Annotated in this window: 19 protein-coding genes; 14 read left to right on the top strand and 5 right to left on the bottom strand. The window is 45.2% G+C overall.

Annotated elements, in window-relative coordinates:
- Positions 1–2 precede the first annotated feature (2 nt).
- The 6 genes from FKN08_RS07595 to FKN08_RS07570 all read left to right on the top strand — a co-directional run bounded on the left by FKN08_RS07595 (position 3) and on the right by FKN08_RS07570 (position 5,799).
- On the top strand, positions 3–1,400 hold the full coding sequence (locus tag FKN08_RS07595; protein WP_170891671.1) for a hypothetical protein: 1,398 nt from the start codon (positions 3–5) through the stop codon (positions 1,398–1,400).
- Positions 1,400–1,792, top strand: a complete 393-nt coding sequence (locus FKN08_RS07590) for a YcfL family protein (protein WP_170891670.1) — start codon at positions 1,400–1,402, stop codon at positions 1,790–1,792. The genes FKN08_RS07595 and FKN08_RS07590 overlap by 1 nt, the downstream gene beginning before the upstream one ends.
- Positions 1,793–1,858: 66 nt before the next feature.
- On the top strand, positions 1,859–2,449 hold the full coding sequence (lpoB, locus tag FKN08_RS07585) for a penicillin-binding protein activator LpoB (protein WP_005378467.1): 591 nt from the start codon (positions 1,859–1,861) through the stop codon (positions 2,447–2,449).
- Positions 2,450–2,473: 24 nt separating this feature from the next.
- Entirely contained in the window at positions 2,474–3,355 is an 882-nt protein-coding gene (gene thiK, locus FKN08_RS07580; protein ID WP_170891669.1) for a thiamine kinase, read from the top strand.
- Between the two features lie 75 nt (positions 3,356–3,430).
- The gene (ycfP, locus tag FKN08_RS07575) at positions 3,431–3,970 is read left to right on the top strand and encodes an alpha/beta hydrolase YcfP (protein WP_047008528.1); all 540 of its coding nucleotides are present in this window, start codon (positions 3,431–3,433) and stop codon (positions 3,968–3,970) included.
- 539 nt (positions 3,971–4,509) lie between these two features.
- The gene (locus tag FKN08_RS07570; RefSeq protein WP_005390626.1) at positions 4,510–5,799 is read left to right on the top strand and encodes an NAD(P)/FAD-dependent oxidoreductase; all 1,290 of its coding nucleotides are present in this window, start codon (positions 4,510–4,512) and stop codon (positions 5,797–5,799) included.
- Positions 5,800–5,883: 84 nt separating this feature from the next.
- Here FKN08_RS07570 and FKN08_RS07565 read toward each other — a convergent pair whose 3' ends face one another.
- The 4 genes from FKN08_RS07565 to FKN08_RS07550 all read right to left on the bottom strand — a co-directional run bounded on the left by FKN08_RS07565 (position 5,884) and on the right by FKN08_RS07550 (position 11,410).
- The gene (locus FKN08_RS07565) at positions 5,884–6,432 is read right to left on the bottom strand and encodes a GNAT family protein (RefSeq protein ID WP_170891668.1); all 549 of its coding nucleotides are present in this window, start codon (positions 6,430–6,432) and stop codon (positions 5,884–5,886) included.
- 163 nt (positions 6,433–6,595) lie between these two features.
- Positions 6,596–7,366 (bottom strand): peptidoglycan binding protein CsiV, encoded by a 771-nt coding sequence (locus tag FKN08_RS07560; protein WP_074191059.1) that lies wholly within the window; start codon positions 7,364–7,366, stop codon positions 6,596–6,598.
- Positions 7,367–7,373: 7 nt separating this feature from the next.
- Positions 7,374–10,835, bottom strand: a complete 3,462-nt coding sequence (mfd, locus tag FKN08_RS07555; protein WP_170891667.1) for a transcription-repair coupling factor — start codon at positions 10,833–10,835, stop codon at positions 7,374–7,376.
- Between the two features lie 5 nt (positions 10,836–10,840).
- Positions 10,841–11,410 carry a hypothetical protein gene (locus FKN08_RS07550; RefSeq protein WP_065645407.1) on the bottom strand — a complete coding sequence of 190 codons (570 nt, stop codon included), beginning with the start codon at positions 11,408–11,410 and terminating at the stop codon, positions 10,841–10,843.
- 249 nt (positions 11,411–11,659) lie between these two features.
- Between FKN08_RS07550 and lolC the strand changes: the two genes are divergently transcribed.
- The 3 genes from lolC to lolE are packed head-to-tail and all read left to right on the top strand — an operon-like array spanning position 11,660 to position 14,815.
- Positions 11,660–12,868 carry a lipoprotein-releasing ABC transporter permease subunit LolC gene (lolC, locus tag FKN08_RS07545; RefSeq protein WP_170891666.1) on the top strand — a complete coding sequence of 403 codons (1,209 nt, stop codon included), beginning with the start codon at positions 11,660–11,662 and terminating at the stop codon, positions 12,866–12,868.
- Positions 12,861–13,568 carry a lipoprotein-releasing ABC transporter ATP-binding protein LolD gene (gene lolD / locus FKN08_RS07540; protein WP_005378457.1) on the top strand — a complete coding sequence of 236 codons (708 nt, stop codon included), beginning with the start codon at positions 12,861–12,863 and terminating at the stop codon, positions 13,566–13,568. Before lolC ends, lolD begins: the two co-directional genes overlap by 8 nt.
- Positions 13,569–13,570: 2 nt before the next feature.
- Positions 13,571–14,815: a lipoprotein-releasing ABC transporter permease subunit LolE gene (gene lolE, locus FKN08_RS07535; protein ID WP_109168568.1), complete on the top strand. Its 1,245-nt coding sequence runs from the start codon at positions 13,571–13,573 to the stop codon at positions 14,813–14,815.
- A 148-nt stretch (positions 14,816–14,963) separates the two neighbouring features.
- Here lolE and FKN08_RS07530 read toward each other — a convergent pair whose 3' ends face one another.
- Complete coding sequence (locus FKN08_RS07530; protein ID WP_005390643.1) at positions 14,964–15,473, bottom strand: DUF2062 domain-containing protein; 510 nt, start codon at positions 15,471–15,473, stop codon at positions 14,964–14,966.
- An 8-nt stretch (positions 15,474–15,481) separates the two neighbouring features.
- Here FKN08_RS07530 and FKN08_RS07525 point away from each other — a divergent pair, with 8 nt between their 5' ends.
- Genes FKN08_RS07525 through kdsB form a run of 5 tightly spaced genes read left to right on the top strand, consistent with a single transcriptional unit; the run spans position 15,482 to position 21,448 of the window.
- Complete coding sequence (locus FKN08_RS07525; protein WP_170891665.1) at positions 15,482–17,740, top strand: DNA internalization-related competence protein ComEC/Rec2; 2,259 nt, start codon at positions 15,482–15,484, stop codon at positions 17,738–17,740.
- Between the two features lie 31 nt (positions 17,741–17,771).
- Positions 17,772–19,520, top strand: coding sequence for a lipid A ABC transporter ATP-binding protein/permease MsbA (gene msbA, locus FKN08_RS07520; RefSeq protein WP_139059761.1), 1,749 nt, complete (start codon positions 17,772–17,774; stop codon positions 19,518–19,520).
- 5 nt (positions 19,521–19,525) lie between these two features.
- Positions 19,526–20,533, top strand: a complete 1,008-nt coding sequence (lpxK, locus tag FKN08_RS07515) for a tetraacyldisaccharide 4'-kinase (protein ID WP_065645404.1) — start codon at positions 19,526–19,528, stop codon at positions 20,531–20,533.
- Positions 20,514–20,693, top strand: a complete 180-nt coding sequence (locus FKN08_RS07510) for a Trm112 family protein (RefSeq protein ID WP_005390649.1) — start codon at positions 20,514–20,516, stop codon at positions 20,691–20,693. The genes lpxK and FKN08_RS07510 overlap by 20 nt, the downstream gene beginning before the upstream one ends.
- The gene (gene kdsB, locus FKN08_RS07505) at positions 20,693–21,448 is read left to right on the top strand and encodes a 3-deoxy-manno-octulosonate cytidylyltransferase (RefSeq protein WP_170891664.1); all 756 of its coding nucleotides are present in this window, start codon (positions 20,693–20,695) and stop codon (positions 21,446–21,448) included. The genes FKN08_RS07510 and kdsB overlap by 1 nt, the downstream gene beginning before the upstream one ends.
- The last annotated feature ends 3 nt before the right edge of the window (positions 21,449–21,451 follow it).

The following is a 21,451-nucleotide window of genomic DNA, read 5'->3' as shown; positions in this document are numbered from 1 at the left end:
ATGTGAAACTAGGTGTAAAGCTGTTAGGGCTGATGAGCTGGGCTTTAATGGCCTCTGGCTGCGCGAATTTGTCTGCGGGCAATCTGTTTAGTCACTACAGCAACCAGAATCAAGAAGTTTATCAAGCCGTTGTTGCAGGGGAATATGCGAAAGCGAAACAACTTCAATCGAGCGAAGTGGGTGGCGAGATACTTGGCAACTTTGAAAAGGGCCGTATTTCTTTTCTTGCTGAAGATTACCCGACAAGTTTGAAAGCGCTGGAAAATGGTGATAGTGCCGTTCGTGTTCAGCAAGATCGCGCGACTATTTCTGTGTCAGAAACGGCAACGAGCGTCGGCTCTCTCGCAGTGAACGACAATCTCCAAGATTATCATCCCGCCGATTATGAACTTGGCTTTCTGCACCTTTATCTCGGGCTAAACTATTTACAGAAAAACGATTTGGAAGGGGCGCTTGTTGAAGTGCGTCGAGCCAATCAAGTTCAGGAAGCGGCAAGAAAGGCGCGTGAAAAAGAACTAAAAGCAGCAGAAAAAGACCTGAAAAAGCAAGGCATGTCTGCCAATTTAGGCAGTGTGTTGGCGAGCTACCCTGATGCTGGTAAAAAACTAAGCGCAGTACAAAACGGCTATTTGTTCTATCTTTCTGGCTTGTTATATGAAGCGTCACGAGATTTAAACAGTGCTTATGTTGATTACCGACGAGCACTCGCTGTGATGCCAGACAACAAACAAGTTGTTGAAAGCACGTTGTACGCCGCTAAGAAACTAGGCATGCGTGAAGACTTACGCATGCTAGAGAAACGGTATGGTAAAGCACCTTCTGGGTTAACTCAGTCTCAAGGTCGAGTCATCGTTATTGATGAACAAGGCGTTGTGGAGGCTTTGAAAGGTTGGCGTATTGATCTACCGATTTACGACAGTCGCGATAATGGGGCCATTTATTCGTTGGCGCTTCCTTATTATCCGAATCGGGGTGCTCAACGTTTTAGCGATGTGGTTTTAAATGGTCAGGTATTGCCTTCTAGCACGCTGACTGATGTTAATGCGATGGCACAAAACGATCTTAATGAACGTCTGACTACAATGGTGATCCGTCAAGCTCTTCGCGTTTGGGCAAAAGATCGAATCCGAAAAGAGGCAGCGAAAAAAGGCGATGATGTGGGTAACATACTTTTCAATGTATGGAACACATTGACCGAGCAGCCGGATACGAGAAGTTGGCAAACATTACCAGCGCAAGTGAAAACGGCATCAAAAGTCGTGAAACCGGGAACACAAAGTTTAAACTTGGGTGATCAAACCTATCAGTTTGAAGTGCCTGCACAGCAGACTACATTGGTATGGGTATCTCGTCAGGGAACGCACTCAACCGTGTGGCATAAACAGCTAGGGAGACTGTAATGAAAGCATGGCTTATTTGTTTAGCAATGGCTATTGGTTTAGTTGGATGCGCCGAAAACACGGCTGGTATTCGAATTGATGGTCAAACGCAAAAAGTATTTTTTAATGATAACGTTTTGGGTAGTCGCTTATTAGTTGACAACATCACCACCACTTACGTTGATGATCGTCCACGTGGAATGGTGCAACTAAGCAGTAACTATAAAGGTGACCAGCACATTCTTTACCGCTTCTATTGGTATGACAATAATGGTTTAGAAGTGAATATCAAGCCTGGCCCATGGCGCAAAATGATTGTGCGAGGGTTTGAGCAAGTCACGTTATCTGAAGTTACTGTGAATCCAAATGGCACCAAATTCCGTGTTCAAATTAGAGAAGCACAAGACAATTAATCTTAACGGCTTTGCCGAAGCTGCCGCGCTAACGATGCGCTGGTATTGAAAAACTAAGGAACTCTCATGAAAAAAAGTATTATTGCTCTTTTGGGTCTTGCCGTCATTTTGGGTGGCTGTTCTAACAAAGTCTCTTACGGCGATGCGCAAGCAACAGAAACCACAACTATCGATTTTGGCTCAACAGATTTACAAAAAATCGCGGCTGAAATGGTGGATAGCATGATGATGTCGGGTTCTGTAGCAGCAATTACTCGTGATCAACGTCCTATCGTTTTTGTTGAGCGAATTAAGAACAAGACCAGTGAACACATTGACACTGAATCCATTACCGACACTATTTCTACTAAGATGCTGAACTCTGGTAAGTTCCGCTTTGTTGATATGGACCGTGTTGAGTCTGTGCGTGAACAGCTTAACTTCCAAAACACGGATGAGCTGGTTAACCAAAGCACAGCGATCCAATTTGGTAAAATGGTGGGTGCGCAGTACATGCTTTACGGTAACCTATCTAGCATCGTCAAAAATGCAGGTAGCGATAAAGATGTATACTACAAGATGACCATGCGCCTAATGGACCTAGAAACAGGTTTGATTGAGTGGGCGGATGAAACGGAAATTCGTAAAGCGCAATCGAAGAGCTTATTCGGTCTTTAATCGATACTGATGGAGAAGTCATCAATGGCATGGTTTTCTTGGCAACAAGCAAAACAGTTAGATCCGAGTCTTAATGCTCTCGATGGCTTCTTTACTGAGCCTCCGGTAAAAGTTCAAACCGTTACCGGGGGGCTAACCAACCGTTGTTGGCGGTTGGAATCCTCTCAAGGCCTTGTATACATCTGGCGACCGACCAGTAATGTTTGCAAGGCTTTTTCAATTTCTCGCCACAATGAATATCAAGTTCTGAATGCTATCTCTTCATTAGAAATTGGCCCCAAGCCAGTATTTATCCACGAGCAAGGTTTACTGGTGGAATGGATCGAAGGGCAAGCACTTTCGGATGTAGGGCTACCAGTAAGAGATTTATTATCCACTGCGGCTACCATTCATCAGCACCCGATCAGCGCGCTCCCTTTGGTTCCATTTTCTTATATTTCTCGCATCGATCATTATTGGCTTGAGCTTGATGGTCAGTATGCGGATACGGAATTTGAGGCTCTATACATGAAGTGGCGCTCGGAACCGAGTGTAGCGCCGGTTCCACTAGCTCTTTGTCACTTTGACCTGGGGTGTTACAACCTCGTTCGGGGAGAGAGTGGGGTGAAAGTCATTGATTGGGAGTATGCTGGTATTGCTGACCCTAGGCTTGATTTGACCTTGACTATTCAAGTCGCGGATGCGCCTGTGGAAGAGGCGGTGAAACAGTATTGCCAAATTCGAGGTATCGAAGATGCGTCTCTTTGGTTAAGTGGTGTACAGGCGTGGCAGCCAAGAACCCTAGTGATGGCGATGCTTTGGTATTTACTGGCCTATAAATTGTGGGGAGATGAGCAATACTTAAACAGTGCGCATGAGTTGAAAGGCTCATTGTGTATGGAAGATCACTGTTTTGAGAACTCGTGATATTTTCCCCTTTAACAGTAAGGAAATAGTGGTAGTTTTAATAAAAGTACCAGATACACACAGGGAGAGGTACACATGATTATTTACTTACACGGCTTTGACAGTACAAGCCCGGGTAACCACGAAAAAGTTCTTCAACTGCAATTCATCGACGACGACGTTCGTTTTATTAATTACAGCACCCTTCACCCAAAGCACGACATGCAACACTTGTTAAAAGAGGTGTCTAAAGTTATCGATCAATCGGATGATCCAAACCCGTTAATCTGTGGGGTTGGTTTAGGTGGTTATTGGTCTGAACGAATTGGTTTTCTATGCGGTATCAAACAAGTGATGTTTAACCCGAACTTGCACCCAGAAAAAACGATGGCTGGTCGAATCGATCGCCCAGAAGAGTACGAAGATATCGCAACAAAATGTGTTGATCAGTTTCGAGCGAAAAATCAGGCGCACTGCTTGGTGATTTTATCCAAAGATGATGAAGTGCATGACAATGCGAAAACTGCAGCTGAGTTAGAAAAATACTATCAAATCATTTGGGACGAAACGCAGTCCCACAAGTTCAAAAAGATCTCTCAACATTTACAAGCGATGAAGGCATTTAAAAATACTTAAGAGTGTTTGAGTGTGAACAGTAAAGCGGCATTTTTTATCGGCTGCTTTGCTGCGACCCCCTATTGTGAGTATGCCGAGTCACTTTCTCTTTAAAGGCCTCATTTTCTTGGTTTAGCGCTTAGAATATTGTGTTCTCCTTACCGTTTTCTTACTTCCATCCTATGTGGCACGAATACCTTGTTGTAGAGTAGTCGAAAAGTAGTCAATCCGTACTCGTCACACGGATTTTGGTTGCCTTCAAAGTACGTCTCTATATAATGAACCAGACTAAAATAATTTGATAAATATCAAAAAAAATTGAGAGCGAGTAATAAACTTGCCCAAAAATCTCTGGCGTCGTATGCGTACCAGACAAATATGCTGATTCCTAACAAGTTATTGATAGATAAAGAATAAAATTAGGCAGCAGTTTTTAATCCAAATAAATTGAGACACCTCTAAGAACCAAGAATTCATCGGTTGGATGTATGGCACAGCATGCCTGTGAGCCATATGTCGAGCTGAACCCCATATATTCATTTTTGTAGAGGAAAATCATTGTGACACGCATTATCGTTGTAGGCGGCGGTGCTGGTGGTCTTGAGTTGGCAACTAAGCTTGGCCGAACTCTAGGTCGCAAGAACCGTGCGCAAATTACGCTAGTAGATCGTAAAGCGAGCCACTTGTGGAAGCCATTATTGCATGAAGTTGCAACTGGCTCTTTGGACGAAGGGGTGGATGCTCTGAGTTATCGAGCTCATGCAAAAAACCACAGCTTCGACTTCCAAATGGGTAGCCTTCAAGACATCGACCGCGAACGTAAAGTGATCATCTTAAGTGAGCTTAAAGATGAGCATGGTGAGCTTCTGATGCCAAGCCGCGAGCTAGAGTACGACATTCTGGTCATGGCGATTGGTTCAACATCAAACGACTTCAACACTCCTGGCGTTCGTGAGAACTGTATTTTCCTAGACAGTCCAGAACAAGCGCACCGTTTCCGCACAGAAATGAACAATGAGTTCCTAAAACTGCACGCGAAAAACGGTAACGGTACGGTGGATATCGCGATTGTTGGTGCTGGTGCAACTGGCGTTGAGCTATCTGCAGAACTACACAATGCCGTTAAAGAGCTGCGTACTTACGGCTTTGGCGATCTTGACTCTAGCAAGCTGAACGTCAACCTGATTGAAGCAGGTGAGCGTATTTTACCAGCGTTACCTCCACGTATTTCTTCTGCTGCTCATCAAGAGTTGGTGAAATTGGGCGTAAACGTACGCACTGCAACCATGGTGACTAAAGCGGAAAAAGATGGCCTCACCACGAAAGATGGTGAGAAGATTCCGGCACAAATCATGGTTTGGGCTGCGGGTATTAAAGCACCAGATTTTATTAAAGATATCGCTGGTTTAGAAACGAACCGTATCAACCAGCTGGTAGTGAAAAATACACTACAAACGACGCGTGATGATGACATTTTCGTTATTGGTGACTTAGCACAATGTACTCAGGCTGATGGTTCGTTTGTTCCACCACGTGCGCAAGCTGCGCACCAAATGGCAAGCCAAGCATTCAGCAACATCGTTGCGAAGATCAACGGACGCGAGCTGAAAGATTATGTGTATAAAGATCACGGCTCATTGGTGTCTCTAAGCCGTTTCTCTACCGTTGGTAGCTTGATGGGCAACCTAACCAAAGGGTCGATGATGGTAGAAGGCCGTATTGCACGTGTCGTTTATATCTCGTTGTATCGAATGCACCTGATGGCGTTGCACGGTGTATTTAAAACCGGACTGATGATGCTCGTGGGCCGTATCAACCGAGTACTGCGTCCAAACCTTAAGCTTCACTAAGACGCCAAATTCACATCTACGCGGATTGCGCGGATGCTGTAGCTTCGAAATATAAAAAGCCACCGCAAGTCGGTGGCTTTTTATTTATGTTAGATCTGCCGGTAAAAGTGAGTACACAACGCCATCCTTAGGCTTACCATGAAAAATAAACCGGTTTCTGGCGATGGTTTCTTTTTGTGCACCGACTGACTCAATTAAGGTTTGGCTTGCTTCGTTGTCGGGGTCACAGACAATTTCCAGTCGAGTTAAACTCAGCTTTGCAAAGCAGAATTCAGCCAAGGCTCTAACGGCTTCTTGAGCATAGCCCTGTCGTTGATAGTGGTCAGCAACCCAGTAGCCAATACTTGCCATATTAAACGTGTGATATAACTCGTTTACGGCGGCCATTCCTACTAGAGTGTTACTTTGTCGCTCATAGATACCGAAACCGAAAGCTTCTGTTTTTACCCAGTTAAGTCGGGTTGCCAACAGGAAGTCCTGTGCATCTTTCAACGTAACGTTTTGATTACACCAATCTAGCCACTGGTGTAGGGAAGGGGATTCTGCAAGCAAACGTTGTAGTAAGTGAGCTTCTTCAGAAGGGATGAGCTTGAGCGCTAAGCGGGGCGCAATGATTTCAAAATCTGGACTCATGAACTGATACGACTTCCATGTTGAGTTTAAGTAATTTGAAAACTGTCTATTTCATACTGTAACGCAGTTATTTTCCTTGCTCTGCGTTGGTTAGGAATAACTGAGGACATAACAGATAAAAACAAAGCGCAGCAAATGCTGCGCTTTGTTGAATCACTCGTGCTTATCGAACGCGACGAACTTGAATGATCATGCCCATCAATGGGTTGTCTAGGTAATGAGTCTCACTACTACGCATACGGCGTTTTTGATCCATTCGATAGCTCTTGAGGAACTTTTCTTCTGTTATTGTAGGAGAGATTTCCGCCAAGTTACCCACTTGAACATTGCCATCGACCTCACCTAAATCATCCGCCAATTGCTCGGTTGAAGTTGGTTCAAAACGCACTTCTCTAACACTTGGCTCGCGCAGGTCTAGTGTCGTTTCAGCGAATAGATAATGCTGCACGTAAATTTGGAATCGACCGTCTAGTTCATACAAAGGACCGTTGACTGTCTCTTCACTGTAACCGTCAGTGGAAAATGTCTGAGTACTGCCATTGATTGGACTACCATCTGCGTGATAAGAATCAGAAAAATCTCGTCCACCAACAATACGGAAAATTGGGGCGCTAGATTTGCCTCGGTCACCTTGACGCCATGCTACGTGTTTAAGCACTTTAAACCCAGCATGGTTGTTTAATGCCGCTTCTTGCGCATTCAGGCGGAAAGATGAGCGTGGCAGTAGTGTTACGCCTTTAGAGCGACGGTATGATTCACTCTCTAAGCTGCCGACATTTTCCATATCGATTTTTGGCAGTTGATTCGGCCAAGATTCAGTGGTGCTTTCAGCGTCGACTGCTCGCTTGAAAATGATCACTTCAATATCAAATTGACGCTGTGCCCAAGAAGGCATTGAGACACATAGAAGCAATAACGGGATCAGTATTCTCATTCGACTATTAGCTCGTTGGTAATAAATTCTGTTTAAAATCATTCAGTAAGTCTTGAACAAACTGAATGCGTTTACGTCGGTCCGCCAATGGTACGCTAAACTTGAACTTAGTTGGACCTTCCATTGCAAATTTTTGCGGCTGTGATTGCAGCAGTTTAACCAAATACGCTGGATTTATGTCAGCATCAGGGTAAAACTCGATAAATCCACCCTTATCATGGGCTTCTATCTTTTTCGCTTTTAGGCTACCAGCCGAAATTTTCAATTCTGAGACAGCAAGTAAGTTCTTCGTCGCGTCTGGAAGCAGTCCAAATCGATCGATAAGTTCCACTTTGAGCTCTGAGAGTTCTTCACCACTCGTAACGCTCGCAATACGTTTGTACATCGACAGTCGTGTATTCACATCCGGGATGTAATCGTCTGGCAAGAGCGCTGGGATTCGCATTTCAACTTCAGTTTGTTCTCGAAGCAGCTCGTCCAAAGAAGGTTCTTTACCTTCTTTCAATGCTTGGACTGCTTGTTCCAGCATTTCCATGTACAGTGTAAAACCAACCGATTGAATTTGCCCACTTTGCTCGTCACCAAGCAGCTCACCAGCCCCACGGATTTCCAAGTCGTGAGTTGCTAGAGTAAAGCCTGCGCCTAAGTCTTCCAGTGAAGCAATCGCATCAAGACGCTTGATAGCATCTTTGGTCATGGCTTTTGGATGTGGCGTTAATAAGTAAGCATAGGCTTGATGATGAGAGCGTCCAACACGGCCACGCAATTGGTGCAGTTGCGCTAAACCAAGGTTGTCTGCACGATCCATAATAATGGTATTCGCCGTTGGTACGTCGATACCGGTCTCGATAATAGTTGTACACACCAACACATTAAAGCGCTGGTGGTAGAAATCATTCATGATGCGCTCTAGTTCGCGCTCACGCATTTGACCATGTGCCACGGTAATTCGTGCTTCAGGAATAAGCTTTTGCAAGTCTTCCGCGGTTTTCTCGATAGTCTCTACCTGATTGTGCAGGAAGTAAACCTGACCACCACGCATGATTTCACGCAGTACCGCCTCACGGACCACAGATTCTTCTCTTTGACGAACAAAGGTTTTGATCGCTAAACGACGCGCTGGAGGTGTCGCGATGATCGACAGATCGCGCATGCCACTCATGGCCATATTCAGGGTGCGTGGAATTGGTGTTGCGGTGAGGGTAAGAATATCCACATCCGCACGCATTGCTTTGACTTTTTCTTTTTGACGAACCCCGAAGCGGTGTTCCTCGTCAACGATCAACAAACCTAAATCTTTGAATTTAATGTCGCTTGAAAGCAGCTTATGCGTACCGACGACAATATCGACTTTACCATCTGCAACGTCTTGCAAAATGACTTTTTGTTCTTTGGCAGACTTAAAGCGAGACAGTACTTCAACTCGGATTGGTAAGTTGGCAAAACGGTCACGGAAGTTTTCGAAATGCTGCTGAGCAAGTAAGGTTGTTGGTACGAGTACGGCGACCTGTTTACTGTTATCCGTTGCGACAAATGCTGCGCGCATAGCGACTTCCGTTTTACCAAAGCCCACGTCACCACACACTAGACGATCCATCGCTTTTGCTTGGCACATGTCAGACAAGACGGCATTGATGGCCATCGCTTGGTCATCTGTTTCTTCAAACGGGAACGTTGCTTTAAACGTTGCGTATTGCCCACGATCTAGCTCAAATTTAAAGCCCGGTTTTAATTCTCGTTTAGCGTAAACATCCAGCAACTCAGCCGCGACATCACGCACTTTTTCTGCCGCTTTACGACGTGCTTTTGCCCAAGCCTCGCCACCCAATTTATGCAGTGGTGCACTTTCTTCAGCACCGCCTGAATAACGGCTAATAAGGTTTAGTGATGAAACTGGTACATAGAGCTTGGCATCGTTTTGATACTCAAGGGTGACGTATTCCGTTTTCATGCCACCGGCTTCAAGTGTTTGTAAACCGATGTAGCGGCCAATACCGTGATCAATATGAACCACGGGTTGACCGGGTTTCAATTCCGCAAGGTGGCGAATAACGGTGTCACTGTTGACTGCTTTTTTATCTTTGCGGCGTCGCTGGATAACGCGGTCACCAAGTAGATCACTTTCACAGATCAGAGCGAAGTTCAGCTCTTCGTGAATGAAACCATGCTCTGCAGCGCCTAAGATCAAACTGAAGCGATCACCCGAATCTAGAGCTTGGTACAGTGAGCCATGTACGACTGGGCGAACTTTGATGCCTTGCAACAGTTCCGTTAGTGCTTCACGACGACCTTCTGACTCTACCGAGAAAACAATTTTGCCGCTGAATTGCTCACTGAATTGACGAAGACGCGAAAGCGGTTCTTTATTTTGTTGCTGAACGCCAAGCTCGGCTAACGATTGTACTGGTAGGTTTTGACGACCAGCACGCTTAACCACTTTCTCTAGGCTCAATTGAGCCATAGGGAGCTGTTTTAGTTGGCTGAAGAGTTCGTCTTTTTTCAGCCAAAGTTGTTCAGGAGTCAAAAGAGGACGTAGCGGATCGATTTTTTTCTGGTCGTACCGATATTCGACATCGGTTAAGAAAGTATCGACCGCAGATTCAATATCACCATATGTGATGACTTGAGAGTCTTCTGGCAAATATTCAAATAAAGTCTCGGTATGGTCAAAAAACAGCGGTTGCCAATACTCAATACCCGGGGGCCAAGTGCCTTTGGTCACTTGCATGTAGATCGACTCTGGCTCTCGGCGTGCTTCAAATTGGGTGCGCCAACGTGTACGAAAATCCTCAATCGCTTCTTTAGTGGTTGGGAACTCATGCGCAGGCAGCAATTGGATTTGCTGAATATCGTCGATAGAGCGTTGGTTCTCTGGATCAAACGTGCGAATGGTATCTATCTCATCATCAAAGAAGTCGATGCGATACGGGTCATCGCTGCCCATAGGAAAGAGATCCAGAATAGACCCACGGCTCGCGTATTCACCTGGCCCAAATACTTGGTCTACGTGGCGGTAGCCCGAATTTTCAAGTTGTACACGTAGTTTCTCAAGCGAGAGTTGATCGCCGGTTTTCACCATTAAGGTATGTTGCAATAGAAAATCACGTGGCGACTGTCGCTGCAGCACCGTACTGACTGGCACGATGGTAATGCCATTACGTTGGCTTGGCAGTTGGTATAGGCGCGCGATACGTTCAGAGATAATTTCTTGATGCGGAGAAAAGTTATCGTAAGGCAGCGTTTCCCAATCAGGGAACAGGCTTACTGTTTGTTCGGTGAATTGCTCAATCTCTGCCTGAAGCTTTAACGCGATTTGCGGGTCAGGCACGACGAGTAGCGAGTGACTCGAATGCTGCTTGGCTAGCTCAGCAATAGCTAGAGGTAGAGCCGCGCCCGGTAAATTACCTAGCTGTTTTTTGTCGCCACGCTCAGAAGGATTGGTGACGGAAAGAATCGTTGCTTTTGTCATAGGAGTTATTTTTTATCTCGCTCCATCGAGCGCTGACGTAAAAGTTTTTGTTGTTGATATAGTGCCGCCTTTATCAGCAAATCTTGGTCAGATTCACGTAGCATCTTATATCTAAGAGTGATAATGAAATCTTGCTCTGAAGCATCACATTCTTCTACTTGAGCGTAACCGTAAATCGCTGCAGCAGGATGATCGAGAAACAGTTTAACACGAACGAGTTGTTGGGCAGATAGCGCTGTATCTGAACGGTAACTGAGTTGGCTGGCGCCAAACTTCGTGGTTTGGTATCGAATGGAGGTGTCATCTTGTTGTGAAAGCATAAAGCTCAACAAGAGGTTAAGTTTCGCGTTTTGCGTATCAAGCAAGTTAATCACATGCTTTAAATCTTTGTTTTTTAGCTCTAGACGTGCATTGTCTGCCAACATATCTAGATGGCTAAATTCGCTGGCAACAATAAACGGTGCTGGAATTTCGGAGACAAAGGTTTCTTCATCTGGCAAAGCAAAATCCGCACTCAACGTTTCGACGTTGATAGTGAGATTATGATGGACGGTAAAGTATTCTTGCTCTGTCATATAGTCGGTCCTTTTGCCAGCGAGCGCTCCCTGTTCACTCAACAAACAAAGAGAAGTAGGGCACTGATTATCGCTAACTGAATGAAGTTATCAAGTTTACCTGATTTGTCCTTGAACTTTTTGCCCTAAATACAGACTTATTGCATGTCGTTGACAAATTTAGCGATTCTCTTGTCTTCTTAATGAGAAGAGTAAGGTAAGATAATCTGCTAAAGCTTTATATCAAAACAACCAGTTGGTTTGTCTTATATGTATCATCCTATCTCATTATTTATTGGTTTGAGATATCTTCGGGGACGCTCTGGAGATAGGTTCAGCCGATTTGTTTCTTATATGTCGACGGCGGGTATTACGATCGGTGTAATGGCGTTGGTGACGGTTCTTTCTGTGATGAATGGGTTCGAATCGCAGTTAAAAGAGCGCATTTTAGGTGTGCTGCCTCACGCTGTTGTTTCACAACACGATGGAAAAACGCCGTTGACCGAGTCTGCCCCTTCATTTGTTCAAGCCATGTCGAGTGAATCTCAGCCGGAGCCTATCGTTAGAGGAGAGGCTGTTATTCAGAGTTCTGCACAGCTGACGGCTGGTTACCTTATCGGTATTGAACCTAAGAAAGGCGATCCGATTAGCAACCATTTGATTGCCGGACGATTATCGTCACTTCAAGCAGGTGACTACAATGTATTTTTGGGTCACAGTTTGGCGCGTTCACTAAAGGTCTCAATCGGGGATAAAGTGCGCTTGATGGTGACCAACGCGACGCAGTTTACCCCACTTGGCCGTATTCCTAGCCAGCGCAATTTTACTGTCGCTGGTATTTTCAATACGGGATCGGACGTTGATGGTCAATTAATGATTGTTAACATGACGGACGCATCTAAGCTGATGCGTTTTCCGAAAGACACGGTTTCTGGTTGGCGTGTCTTTTTCTCTGATCCATTTATGGTGACGGATTTTGCTGATCAACCCATGCCTGACGGGTGGCAATGGAGTGATTGGCGCGAACAACGTGGTGAGCTTTTCCAAGCGGTGAAAATGGAAAAGAACATGATGGGACTTATGCTAGGTCTAATTGTGGGTGTCGCTGCATTCAATATTATCTCCGCTTTAATCATGGTGGTAATGGAGAAACAATCAGAAGTCGCAATACTGAAAACTCAAGGCATGACTCAATCTCAAGTGATGACCATTTTCATGGTACAAGGGGCAAGCAGCGGTGTAATTGGCGCGATTGTCGGTGGTGCTGCGGGCGTGATCTTGTCACTTAACCTGAATGCGATTCTTGAATCTGCCGGTGTGGCGCTATTCAGTTTCGGTGGTCATCTACCTATTTTGATTGATTCACTGCAAATTCTTTTAGTGGTGGTGTTGGCGATTGCTCTTAGCCTTGCTGCTACGCTTTATCCTTCTTATCGAGCATCTTCTGTTAAACCTGCTGAGGCACTTCGCTATGAATAAGCTATTAGAATGTCGTGATATTCGTAAAGTCTACCGAGAGGGTTCGTTAGATACGGAAGTGTTGAAAGGCGTAAGTTTCGATATCGATAAAGGGGAGCTGGTTTCTATTGTTGGCTCTTCTGGTTCTGGAAAAAGTACCTTATTGCATATTTTAGGGGCGTTAGATGACGCAACTCATGGTGAAGTTGATTTTCTAGGGCAAAACCTATCGGCTTTAAGTTCGAATAAACAGGCGGCTTTACGCAACAAGCACCTTGGTTTTGTATACCAGTTTCATCACTTGTTAGCTGATTTTACTGCGCTTGAAAACGTGGCGATGCCACTGATGATTGGCGGTGCTAAAGTAGCGGATGCAAAACAGGCGGCTAAAGCGCTGTTAGATAAAGTTGGTTTGAGTCATCGGATGCAACATAGACCCTCCGAGTTATCGGGCGGTGAGCGTCAGCGTGTTGCGATTGCGCGTGCATTGGTGAATAAACCTGATCTGGTCTTGGCCGATGAACCTACGGGGAACTTAGATCACAATACGGCACTGTCTATCTATGATTTGATGCGCGAGCTCAATAAAGAGTCAAACATTGCATTTTTGGTTGTCACGCATGATAAAGAGCTGGCGGCGAAAATGGATCGTCAAATGCACATGCAAGATGGTTTGCTCGTGGATCGTTTTGTGACTGATACAGCATCTGCGGAGGGCTAATTTTGTTTTCATCTTTAGCATTGATGATTGGTGGTCGCTTCAGTCGAGCGAAAAAGCGCAACAAGATGGTGTCTTTCATTTCGCTTTCTTCAACGATTGGCATTGCGGTTGGTGTAGCCGTGATCATTATCGGTCTTTCTGCAATGAATGGCTTTGAGCGCGAGCTGCAATCGCGTGTGTTGTCAGTTATTCCACACGGCGAGTTGGAAGGTGTTAATGGACCGCTTCATAACTACACCAAAACGATGAATCAAGCTCTAAACCATGAAGATGTTGTTGCGGCAGCGCCGTACGTTCGTTTTACGGGGTTAGCAGAAAAAGGCAGTAAGCTAAAAGCGATAGAAGTTCGTGGCGTAGAGCCTACTTTCGAGCAAGCGGTGTCGAGCTTATCGAATTTTATTGACCAAGAAGCTTGGCAAAACTTTTATGCCGGTCAGCAGCAAGTGATCTTAGGCCGAGGTGTTGCAAACGAGCTAAATGTCGCAGTGGGGGATTACATTACGTTGATGATTCCGCAAACAGGCGGCGCAAACAAAGTGCAGGCTCCCAAGCGTGTGCGCGTGAAGGTGTCTGGGTTCTTAACGTTGAATGGCCAAATAGACCATTCTTTAGCGTTAGTGCCATTAGCGGATGCTCAGCAATACGCGAGGTTAGGGGAAGGGGTCACTGGCATTTCACTAAAAACGGATGATGTTCTCAATGCGCCTTCTATTGTTCGTGAGGTAGGTAGCATGGTGGATGTTTACGTGTATTTGAAAAGCTGGCAGCAAAAGTTTGGTTTTTTGTATCGCGATATTCAGCTCGTACGCACCATTATGTACTTGGTGATGGTACTCGTGATTGGTGTGGCATGTTTTAACATTGTGTCTACGCTGATGATGGCAGTGAAAGATCGAGCCGCAGAAATTGCAATTTTGCGAACAATGGGAGCAAAAGATAGCCTAATCAAACGTATCTTTGTTTGGCAAGGCGTGTTCTCTGGTGTATTTGGCAGTCTCGTCGGCAGTGTTATTGGTGTCTTAGTGGCGTTAAACCTGACTCCGTTAATTAAAGGGTTAGAGAGCTTAATCGGTCATCAGTTTTTATCGGGTGATATTTACTTCGTCGACTTCTTACCATCACAGTTACACTGGCCAGACGTAGCATTGGTGTCGGTGACGGCGATCGTTTTGAGTTTGCTTGCAACGTGGTATCCCGCTTCTCGCGCCGCGAAGTTAAATCCGGCAGCGGTGCTGAGTTCTAAATAACCAACCGTTTTACAATACGAGAAAAGCAAAAAGGACCGAATTCGGTCCTTTTTTGTATTTATCCAACTTGAGCGACATCGTGTTTCATTCTAACTGTTAGGTGCCCCTCAACTGATAGCGCAAATGCTGATTTTTATGCAGTAACGTCTTATCTTATTTTGCGTTTTTGCCAGCTCCGAACCACTGAGTAGCGCCAAAGTCCTCTAATGCCGAAGTAGCCAATAATCGCGGATACGACACCACAGATAGCACAGCCTAATAAGAATGGAGGGCCAATAGTGCTCATCTGTTGCATGATGAATTCCCACGAAAGTTCAAAGTGGAAAGGTTGCGGAGGAACATGCATCACTAAAGCGCCAAGCTTATACGCAAAATAAAATAACACAGGCATGGTGATAGGGTTGCTTATCCATACCAAAGCGACGGAGAGAGGTAAATTGACGCCAAGCATGATTGCCAAACCTGCAGCCATGATCATTTGGCTTGGTAGCGGAACAAATGCCATAAATAACCCAACAGCAAAAGCCCCGGACGCAGAGCGACGATTTAAACACCACAAGTTCGGGTTGTACAACACATTGCCGAAGACCTTCAATGCTTTTTGGCGTTTGATCAATTCATGATCTGGCATGAAGCGTTTTATCAGCTTTCTAGGCATAGGACAGCATGACTCTCTCAGAAAAAAGTTGGACCTTGGCGTTATTTGTAGCGAGCGTAATTTCGTCAGCTTGGTGGCCGACAATACCAGATTGGCGTTGGCTGCTGCTGGGAATAATAACCACTGGCTCAATAATCAAATTACGTCGTGGCTTAATTAGCATAGGCGCAATTGCGGGCTTTATGGTTGTCATCGTCCACGGCAATGTATTGGAGTCTCAGAGACAAGCCCTTTTTCAAGCAGGGGAGAATATTACCATAATTGGTAAAGTTGACAGCCCTTTTACGCAAATAAGTCACGGATATGAAGGCATTGTGGCTCTAAAAAAGGTAAATTCTCAAACTCTGTTACCTTTTCTTAAACCTAAAATCCGTCTTATTACGCCTTTTCCACTCGATGTTAACAGTGAGTTTACGACATCCGTCTCGTTAAAGCCGATTACAGGCCTACGCAACGAAGCTGGTTTTGATGCCGAAAAGCACGCAATGGGTAAAAGCATTATCGCACGCGGTGTTGTTAACAAGGATGTTACCTGGATTATTCGCTCTACTACATCTTTGCGCCAAGCCATTATCGCTGATGTTTCGGAGGATGTGTCCTCCCTTCATCATTTCTCGTTAATAAATGCGTTAGTTTTTGCCGATCGCTCTTGGTTATCTAAGGAGGATTGGCAAGCACTCAGAGACAGTGGTTTACTGCACTTGGTCTCGATTTCGGGCTTACATATTGGTATGGCGTTCACTTTTGGGCTAGTGGTGGGCGGTGCCATTCGTTATGCGTTACCTAAATACCAGCTATTGCCTAGCTTATGTGGGCTGATGTTTGCCGTTGCCTATGCATGGTTAGCTGACTTCTCATTACCTACTACCCGCGCGGTGTCGGTATGTATTATTTACGTCGTTCTCAAATATACCTTAGTGCACTGGGCTTCCTGGCGGGTACTTTTGCTCGCGGTAGCGCTACAACTGCTTGTTCAACCTTTTGCATCGTATAGCATGAGTTTTTGGTTATCGTATTTGTCAGTTTGCGCAGTGTTGTTCGCAATCAATTTGATTCGGCATCAAAACGGGGGCTGGAAGGCGAAGTTAAAAGTGCTACTGCTTACTCAATTGATGTTGAGTGTGTTAATCGTGCCTATTAGTGGCTATTACTTTTCTGGTTTCAGTTTGTCATCAATTGCATACAACTTGGCGTTTATTCCTTGGTTCGGATTTATCGTTGTGCCTTTGATGTTTCTGGCCCTGTTCTCATCTTTATTTCTTGAAATGATAGCAAAGCCTCTGTGGCAGTTGGTGGACTGGTCATTGCAGCCATTGAGCACGTCAATACAGTACGCGATAGGCTCCTGGCAACCCATTAGTATAGAATTTACTGGGTTGATTCTGGCGGTAATTGCTTGCTTGGTGTTTCAACGATTCATGTTTCAGTACGCGTGGTGTTTGTTACTTGGCATTGTTATTAGTGTTAAGCTCATATCGGAATATGAGCATCAACATTGGCGCATTGATGTACTAGATGTGGGCCATGGCCTTGCGGTGATTGTAGAAAAAGACGATAAAGTGTTGCTCTATGACACAGGTAAAGCATGGCAAAATGGCAGTATTGCGGAGCAGGTCGTCACTCCGGTCTTGCATCAACGAGGTTATGAAAGCATCGATACGATGATCCTCAGCCATTCCGACAATGACCATGCAGGAGGGCGCTTGTTCATTGAAGATGCCTTTTCGCCACAGCGCAAACTCAGTAGCCAAAACTTTATCGGATATGAGTCTTGTACTCGCGGCGATCATTGGAAATGGCAAGGGTTAAATATAGAAGTACTTTGGCCTCCTGCTCTTGTTCAACGTGCATATAATCCGCACTCCTGTGTACTACGTCTTACCGACCCTATTTCTATGTTCAGTATGCTTTTTACTGGTGATATTGAGACCATTAGCGAGTGGATCTTGCTCAGGGAGCCTGAAAAGTTAAAAAGTGATGTGATGTTGGTCCCTCATCATGGTAGTAAAAGTTCGTCGAATCCTCGCTTTATTGAGGCGGTAAACCCGAGTGTGGCCGTTGCTTCTTTGGCAAAAAATAATCAATGGGGAATGCCGGCAGAACATGTTGTTGCAGCATATCGCAAGCTTGACATTACTTGGCTTGATACTGGGGAATATGGTCAGGTAAGCTTCTCTATTCACCGTGATAATTGGCGCTCAGAAACCAAACGTAGCGATACATTTGAGCCTTGGTATAGGCAGATGCTGCGTAAGGGAGTAGAATGAGAGTCTTAATGTAAGAAAATAAAGCACTTCTATGTCGATAAATACTGATGAAACGACTTGGCAGACGTTTAAGCGTCTATGGCAATTTATTCGCCTTTACAAGTCAGGTCTTGTCGTTGCAGTCATTGCATTAGTTATTAATGCTATATCAGATACCTATATGATTTCCCTATTAAAACCATTACTAGATGAAGGTTTTGGGAACGCTGAATCTGATTTTCTACGCACGCTTCCATTGATTATTTTTGCCATGATGTTTATCCGTGGCATAAGTGGATTTGTCTCCACATACTGTTTGAGCTGGGTATCCGGCAATGTGGTTATGCAAGTCCGCCGTATGGTATTCAATCACTTTATGCATATGCCTGTGTCTTACTTCGATAAGGAAAAGACGGGCAATTTATTGTCACGCATTACCTACGATTCAGAGCAAGTATCTGCGGCAACTAGCCAAGCGTTAGTGAGCATCGTTCGCGAAGGTGCAAGTATCATTGGCCTGTTAGTCCTGATGTTTTACAACAGCTGGCAGTTGTCGTTAGTGCTGTTTGCTGTTGCTCCCGTTGTCGCTTGGGGTATTGGTGTCGTTTCTAAACGTTTTAGAAAAATATCCAAAAATATGCAGACAATGATGGGCAACGTGACTGCGTCAGCAGAGCAGATGCTGAAAGGCCATAAAGTCGTGTTGAGCTACGGCGGCCAGGATATCGAACGTAAACGATTTGAGAAGGTCAGCAACCAAATGCGTCAACAAAGCATGAAGTTGGTGACGGCTCAAGCGGCGGCTAACCCTATCATCCAAATGATTGCGTCACTTGCTATTGTTGCCGTTCTTTACTTAGCAAGTATTGACTCGATTAAAGAGCAACTGACTCCAGGTACATTTACCGTTGTCTTCTCTGCGATGTTTGGTTTGATGCGTCCGCTTAAAGCGCTTACTAACGTTACCTCTCAGTTCCAACGTGGTATGGCTGCGAGCCAAACGCTCTTTGCGTTGATTGACCTTGAGCCTGAGAAAAACGAAGGTAAGTTGACAGTTGAACGCGCAAATGGCGATGTTTCAGTTAAAAACGTAAGCTTTACTTATACTGGCGCAGAAAAGCCAGCATTGGAAAATGTCAGCTTCGATATTCCAAGAGGGAAGACCGTTGCGCTGGTTGGTCGTTCCGGTTCCGGTAAAAGTACCATCGCGAACTTGTTCAATCGTTTCTATGATGTTGATAGTGGCTCTATCACATTAGACGGACATGATATTCGTGAATACGAGCTAAAGAACTTGCGTCAGCAGTTTGCGCTAGTATCACAAAATGTTCATTTATTTAATGACACGATTGCAAACAATATTGCTTACGCAACGGATGGAAAATACGAGCGTAGTGATATCGAGAAAGCGGCAAAACTCGCGCATGCTATGGAATTCATCAGCAAAATGGATGATGGACTTGATACCATGATTGGTGAAAATGGCGCGAGTCTATCCGGCGGTCAACGTCAACGTGTCGCTATTGCACGTGCTCTATTGCGTGATGCACCGGTATTGATTCTTGATGAGGCGACCTCTGCTTTGGATACGGAATCAGAACGCGCTATCCAAGCTGCATTAGATGAGCTGCAGAAAGACAAAACGGTACTCGTGATTGCGCACCGCTTGTCAACTATCGAGAAAGCCGATGAGATTCTTGTGGTTGATGATGGCGCCATCATTGAGCGTGGCAACCATGCCGATCTTATTGCAAAAAATGGTGCGTATGCACAATTGCACCGTATTCAGTTTGGTGAATAAACGCGGTGGTTGAAAAAATCTGGTTTGAAAACCATCCAATAAAATACCTCTTGTGGCCGCTTTTGTGGCCACTGAGTGTATTATTTGGAGCAATAAGTAAGTCTAAGCGAAAGCAATATCAAACAGGCCGTAAGCAAGCCTACAACGCGCCTATCCCTGTTATTGTTGTCGGCAATATCACAGCTGGTGGTAATGGCAAAACACCAGTTGTGGTTTGGCTTGTTGAGCAACTGCAACAGCTTGGGCTTAAGCCAGGGGTCGTTTCTCGTGGCTATGGAGCAAAAGCTCCTGCCTATCCGTTAGTGCTAAAAGAAGATACGCCTGCGAAACATTGTGGTGATGAGCCTAAGTTGATTCATCGCCGCACAGGAGCGCCTGTTGCGGTAGACCCGGTGCGTTCAAATGCAGTGAAAGCACTGCTTGAGTCAGGTGTGGATATCATTATTACGGACGATGGGTTACAACATTATGCGTTAGGCCGTGATATTGAGTTAGTGATTGTGGATGGGAATCGCCGATTTGGGAATGAAAGCCTCATTCCGCTTGGCCCACTTCGTGAAGGGGTCGAGCGTCTTGCTGAAGTCGACTTTATCATCACCAATGGCGGTCAAGCACATACGGGCGAAATCGCAATGACTTTAGCGCCATCTAAAGCCATTAACCTCAAGACTAAGCAACTTGTGGAAGTTTCTGAGTTAAAAGAGCTAGTGGCATTTGCAGGGATTGGGCATCCACCACGATTTTTTCATACACTAAACTCGATGAACGCAGATGTTAAAGTCACAAAAGGTTTTGCTGACCATCAAGACTTTGACCAACAAGAATTAGAAGCATTGGCTCAACAAGGGGCCAATGTGATTATGACCGAGAAAGATGCCGTCAAGTGCAGCCATTATGCGCAAGATAATTGGTGGTATCTGCCTGTATCTGCCCAGTTTGAACCAAACGATGCAGAGCAAATTTTAAAGAGAATAAAAGAGGTTAAAGCGGCTTATGGATCACCGTCTGCTTGAGATTGTAGCTTGCCCTGTTTGCAAAGGTAAGCTGACGTACGATAAAGAGAATCAAGAGTTGATCTGCAAATTGGATCGCCTCGCTTACCCAATCAAAGAGGGTATTCCCGTTCTGCTCGAGCCTGAGGCTCGTACTATGAGTATGGATGAGGGACGCTAATGTCTTTTACGGTTGTCATTCCTTCGCGTTACGCATCGAGCCGCTTGCCTGGTAAACCGTTAGCGGATATTAGCGGTAAGCCTATGGTTCAGTGGGTTTACGAGCAAGCGCTACAAGCGGGTGCGGAAGATGTTATCGTGGCAACTGATGACGAGCGTGTTGCTGATGCTGTCTCGTCGTTTGGTGGTAAAGTCTGTATGACCTCTCCTAACCACGAATCAGGTACTGAACGCCTTGCTGAAGTTGTTGAAAAGATGGCTATTCCTGCAGACCACATTATTGTTAATGTGCAAGGGGACGAGCCTTTGATTCCACCGTCTATCATTCGTCAGGTTGCTGATAACTTATCGGGGTGTGACGCTCCGATGGCGACATTAGCCGTAGAAATAGACTCGGAAGAAGAAGTGTTCAATCCGAATGCAGTTAAAGTTGTGGCTAATGAGCAAGGCTATGCGATGTACTTTAGCCGAGCAACTATCCCTTGGGATCGCGATAACTTTGCCAAACAAGACAAAATCATTGCCAACCCATTAATGCGTCATATTGGTATTTATGCTTATCGAGCTGGTTTCATTAATACGTATGTAAATTGGGCTCCGAGCGCATTGGAGCAGATCGAGTGCCTTGAGCAACTACGAGTGCTTTGGTACGGTGAAAAAATTCATGTAGCGGTAGCGAAAGAAGCGCCAGCAGCCGGCGTTGATACGGCAGAAGATCTAGAGGCGGTGCGCGCTATTGTGGCGAAGCAAGCATAACTA

The organism is Vibrio sp. 1-2 (7-a), from assembly GCF_013048515.1.
GTDB classification, from domain to species: Bacteria; Pseudomonadota; Gammaproteobacteria; order Enterobacterales; family Vibrionaceae; genus Vibrio; species Vibrio diabolicus.
The sequence above is the reverse complement of the archived record's forward strand: the minus strand, read 5'-3'. Positions and strand labels throughout refer to the sequence as shown.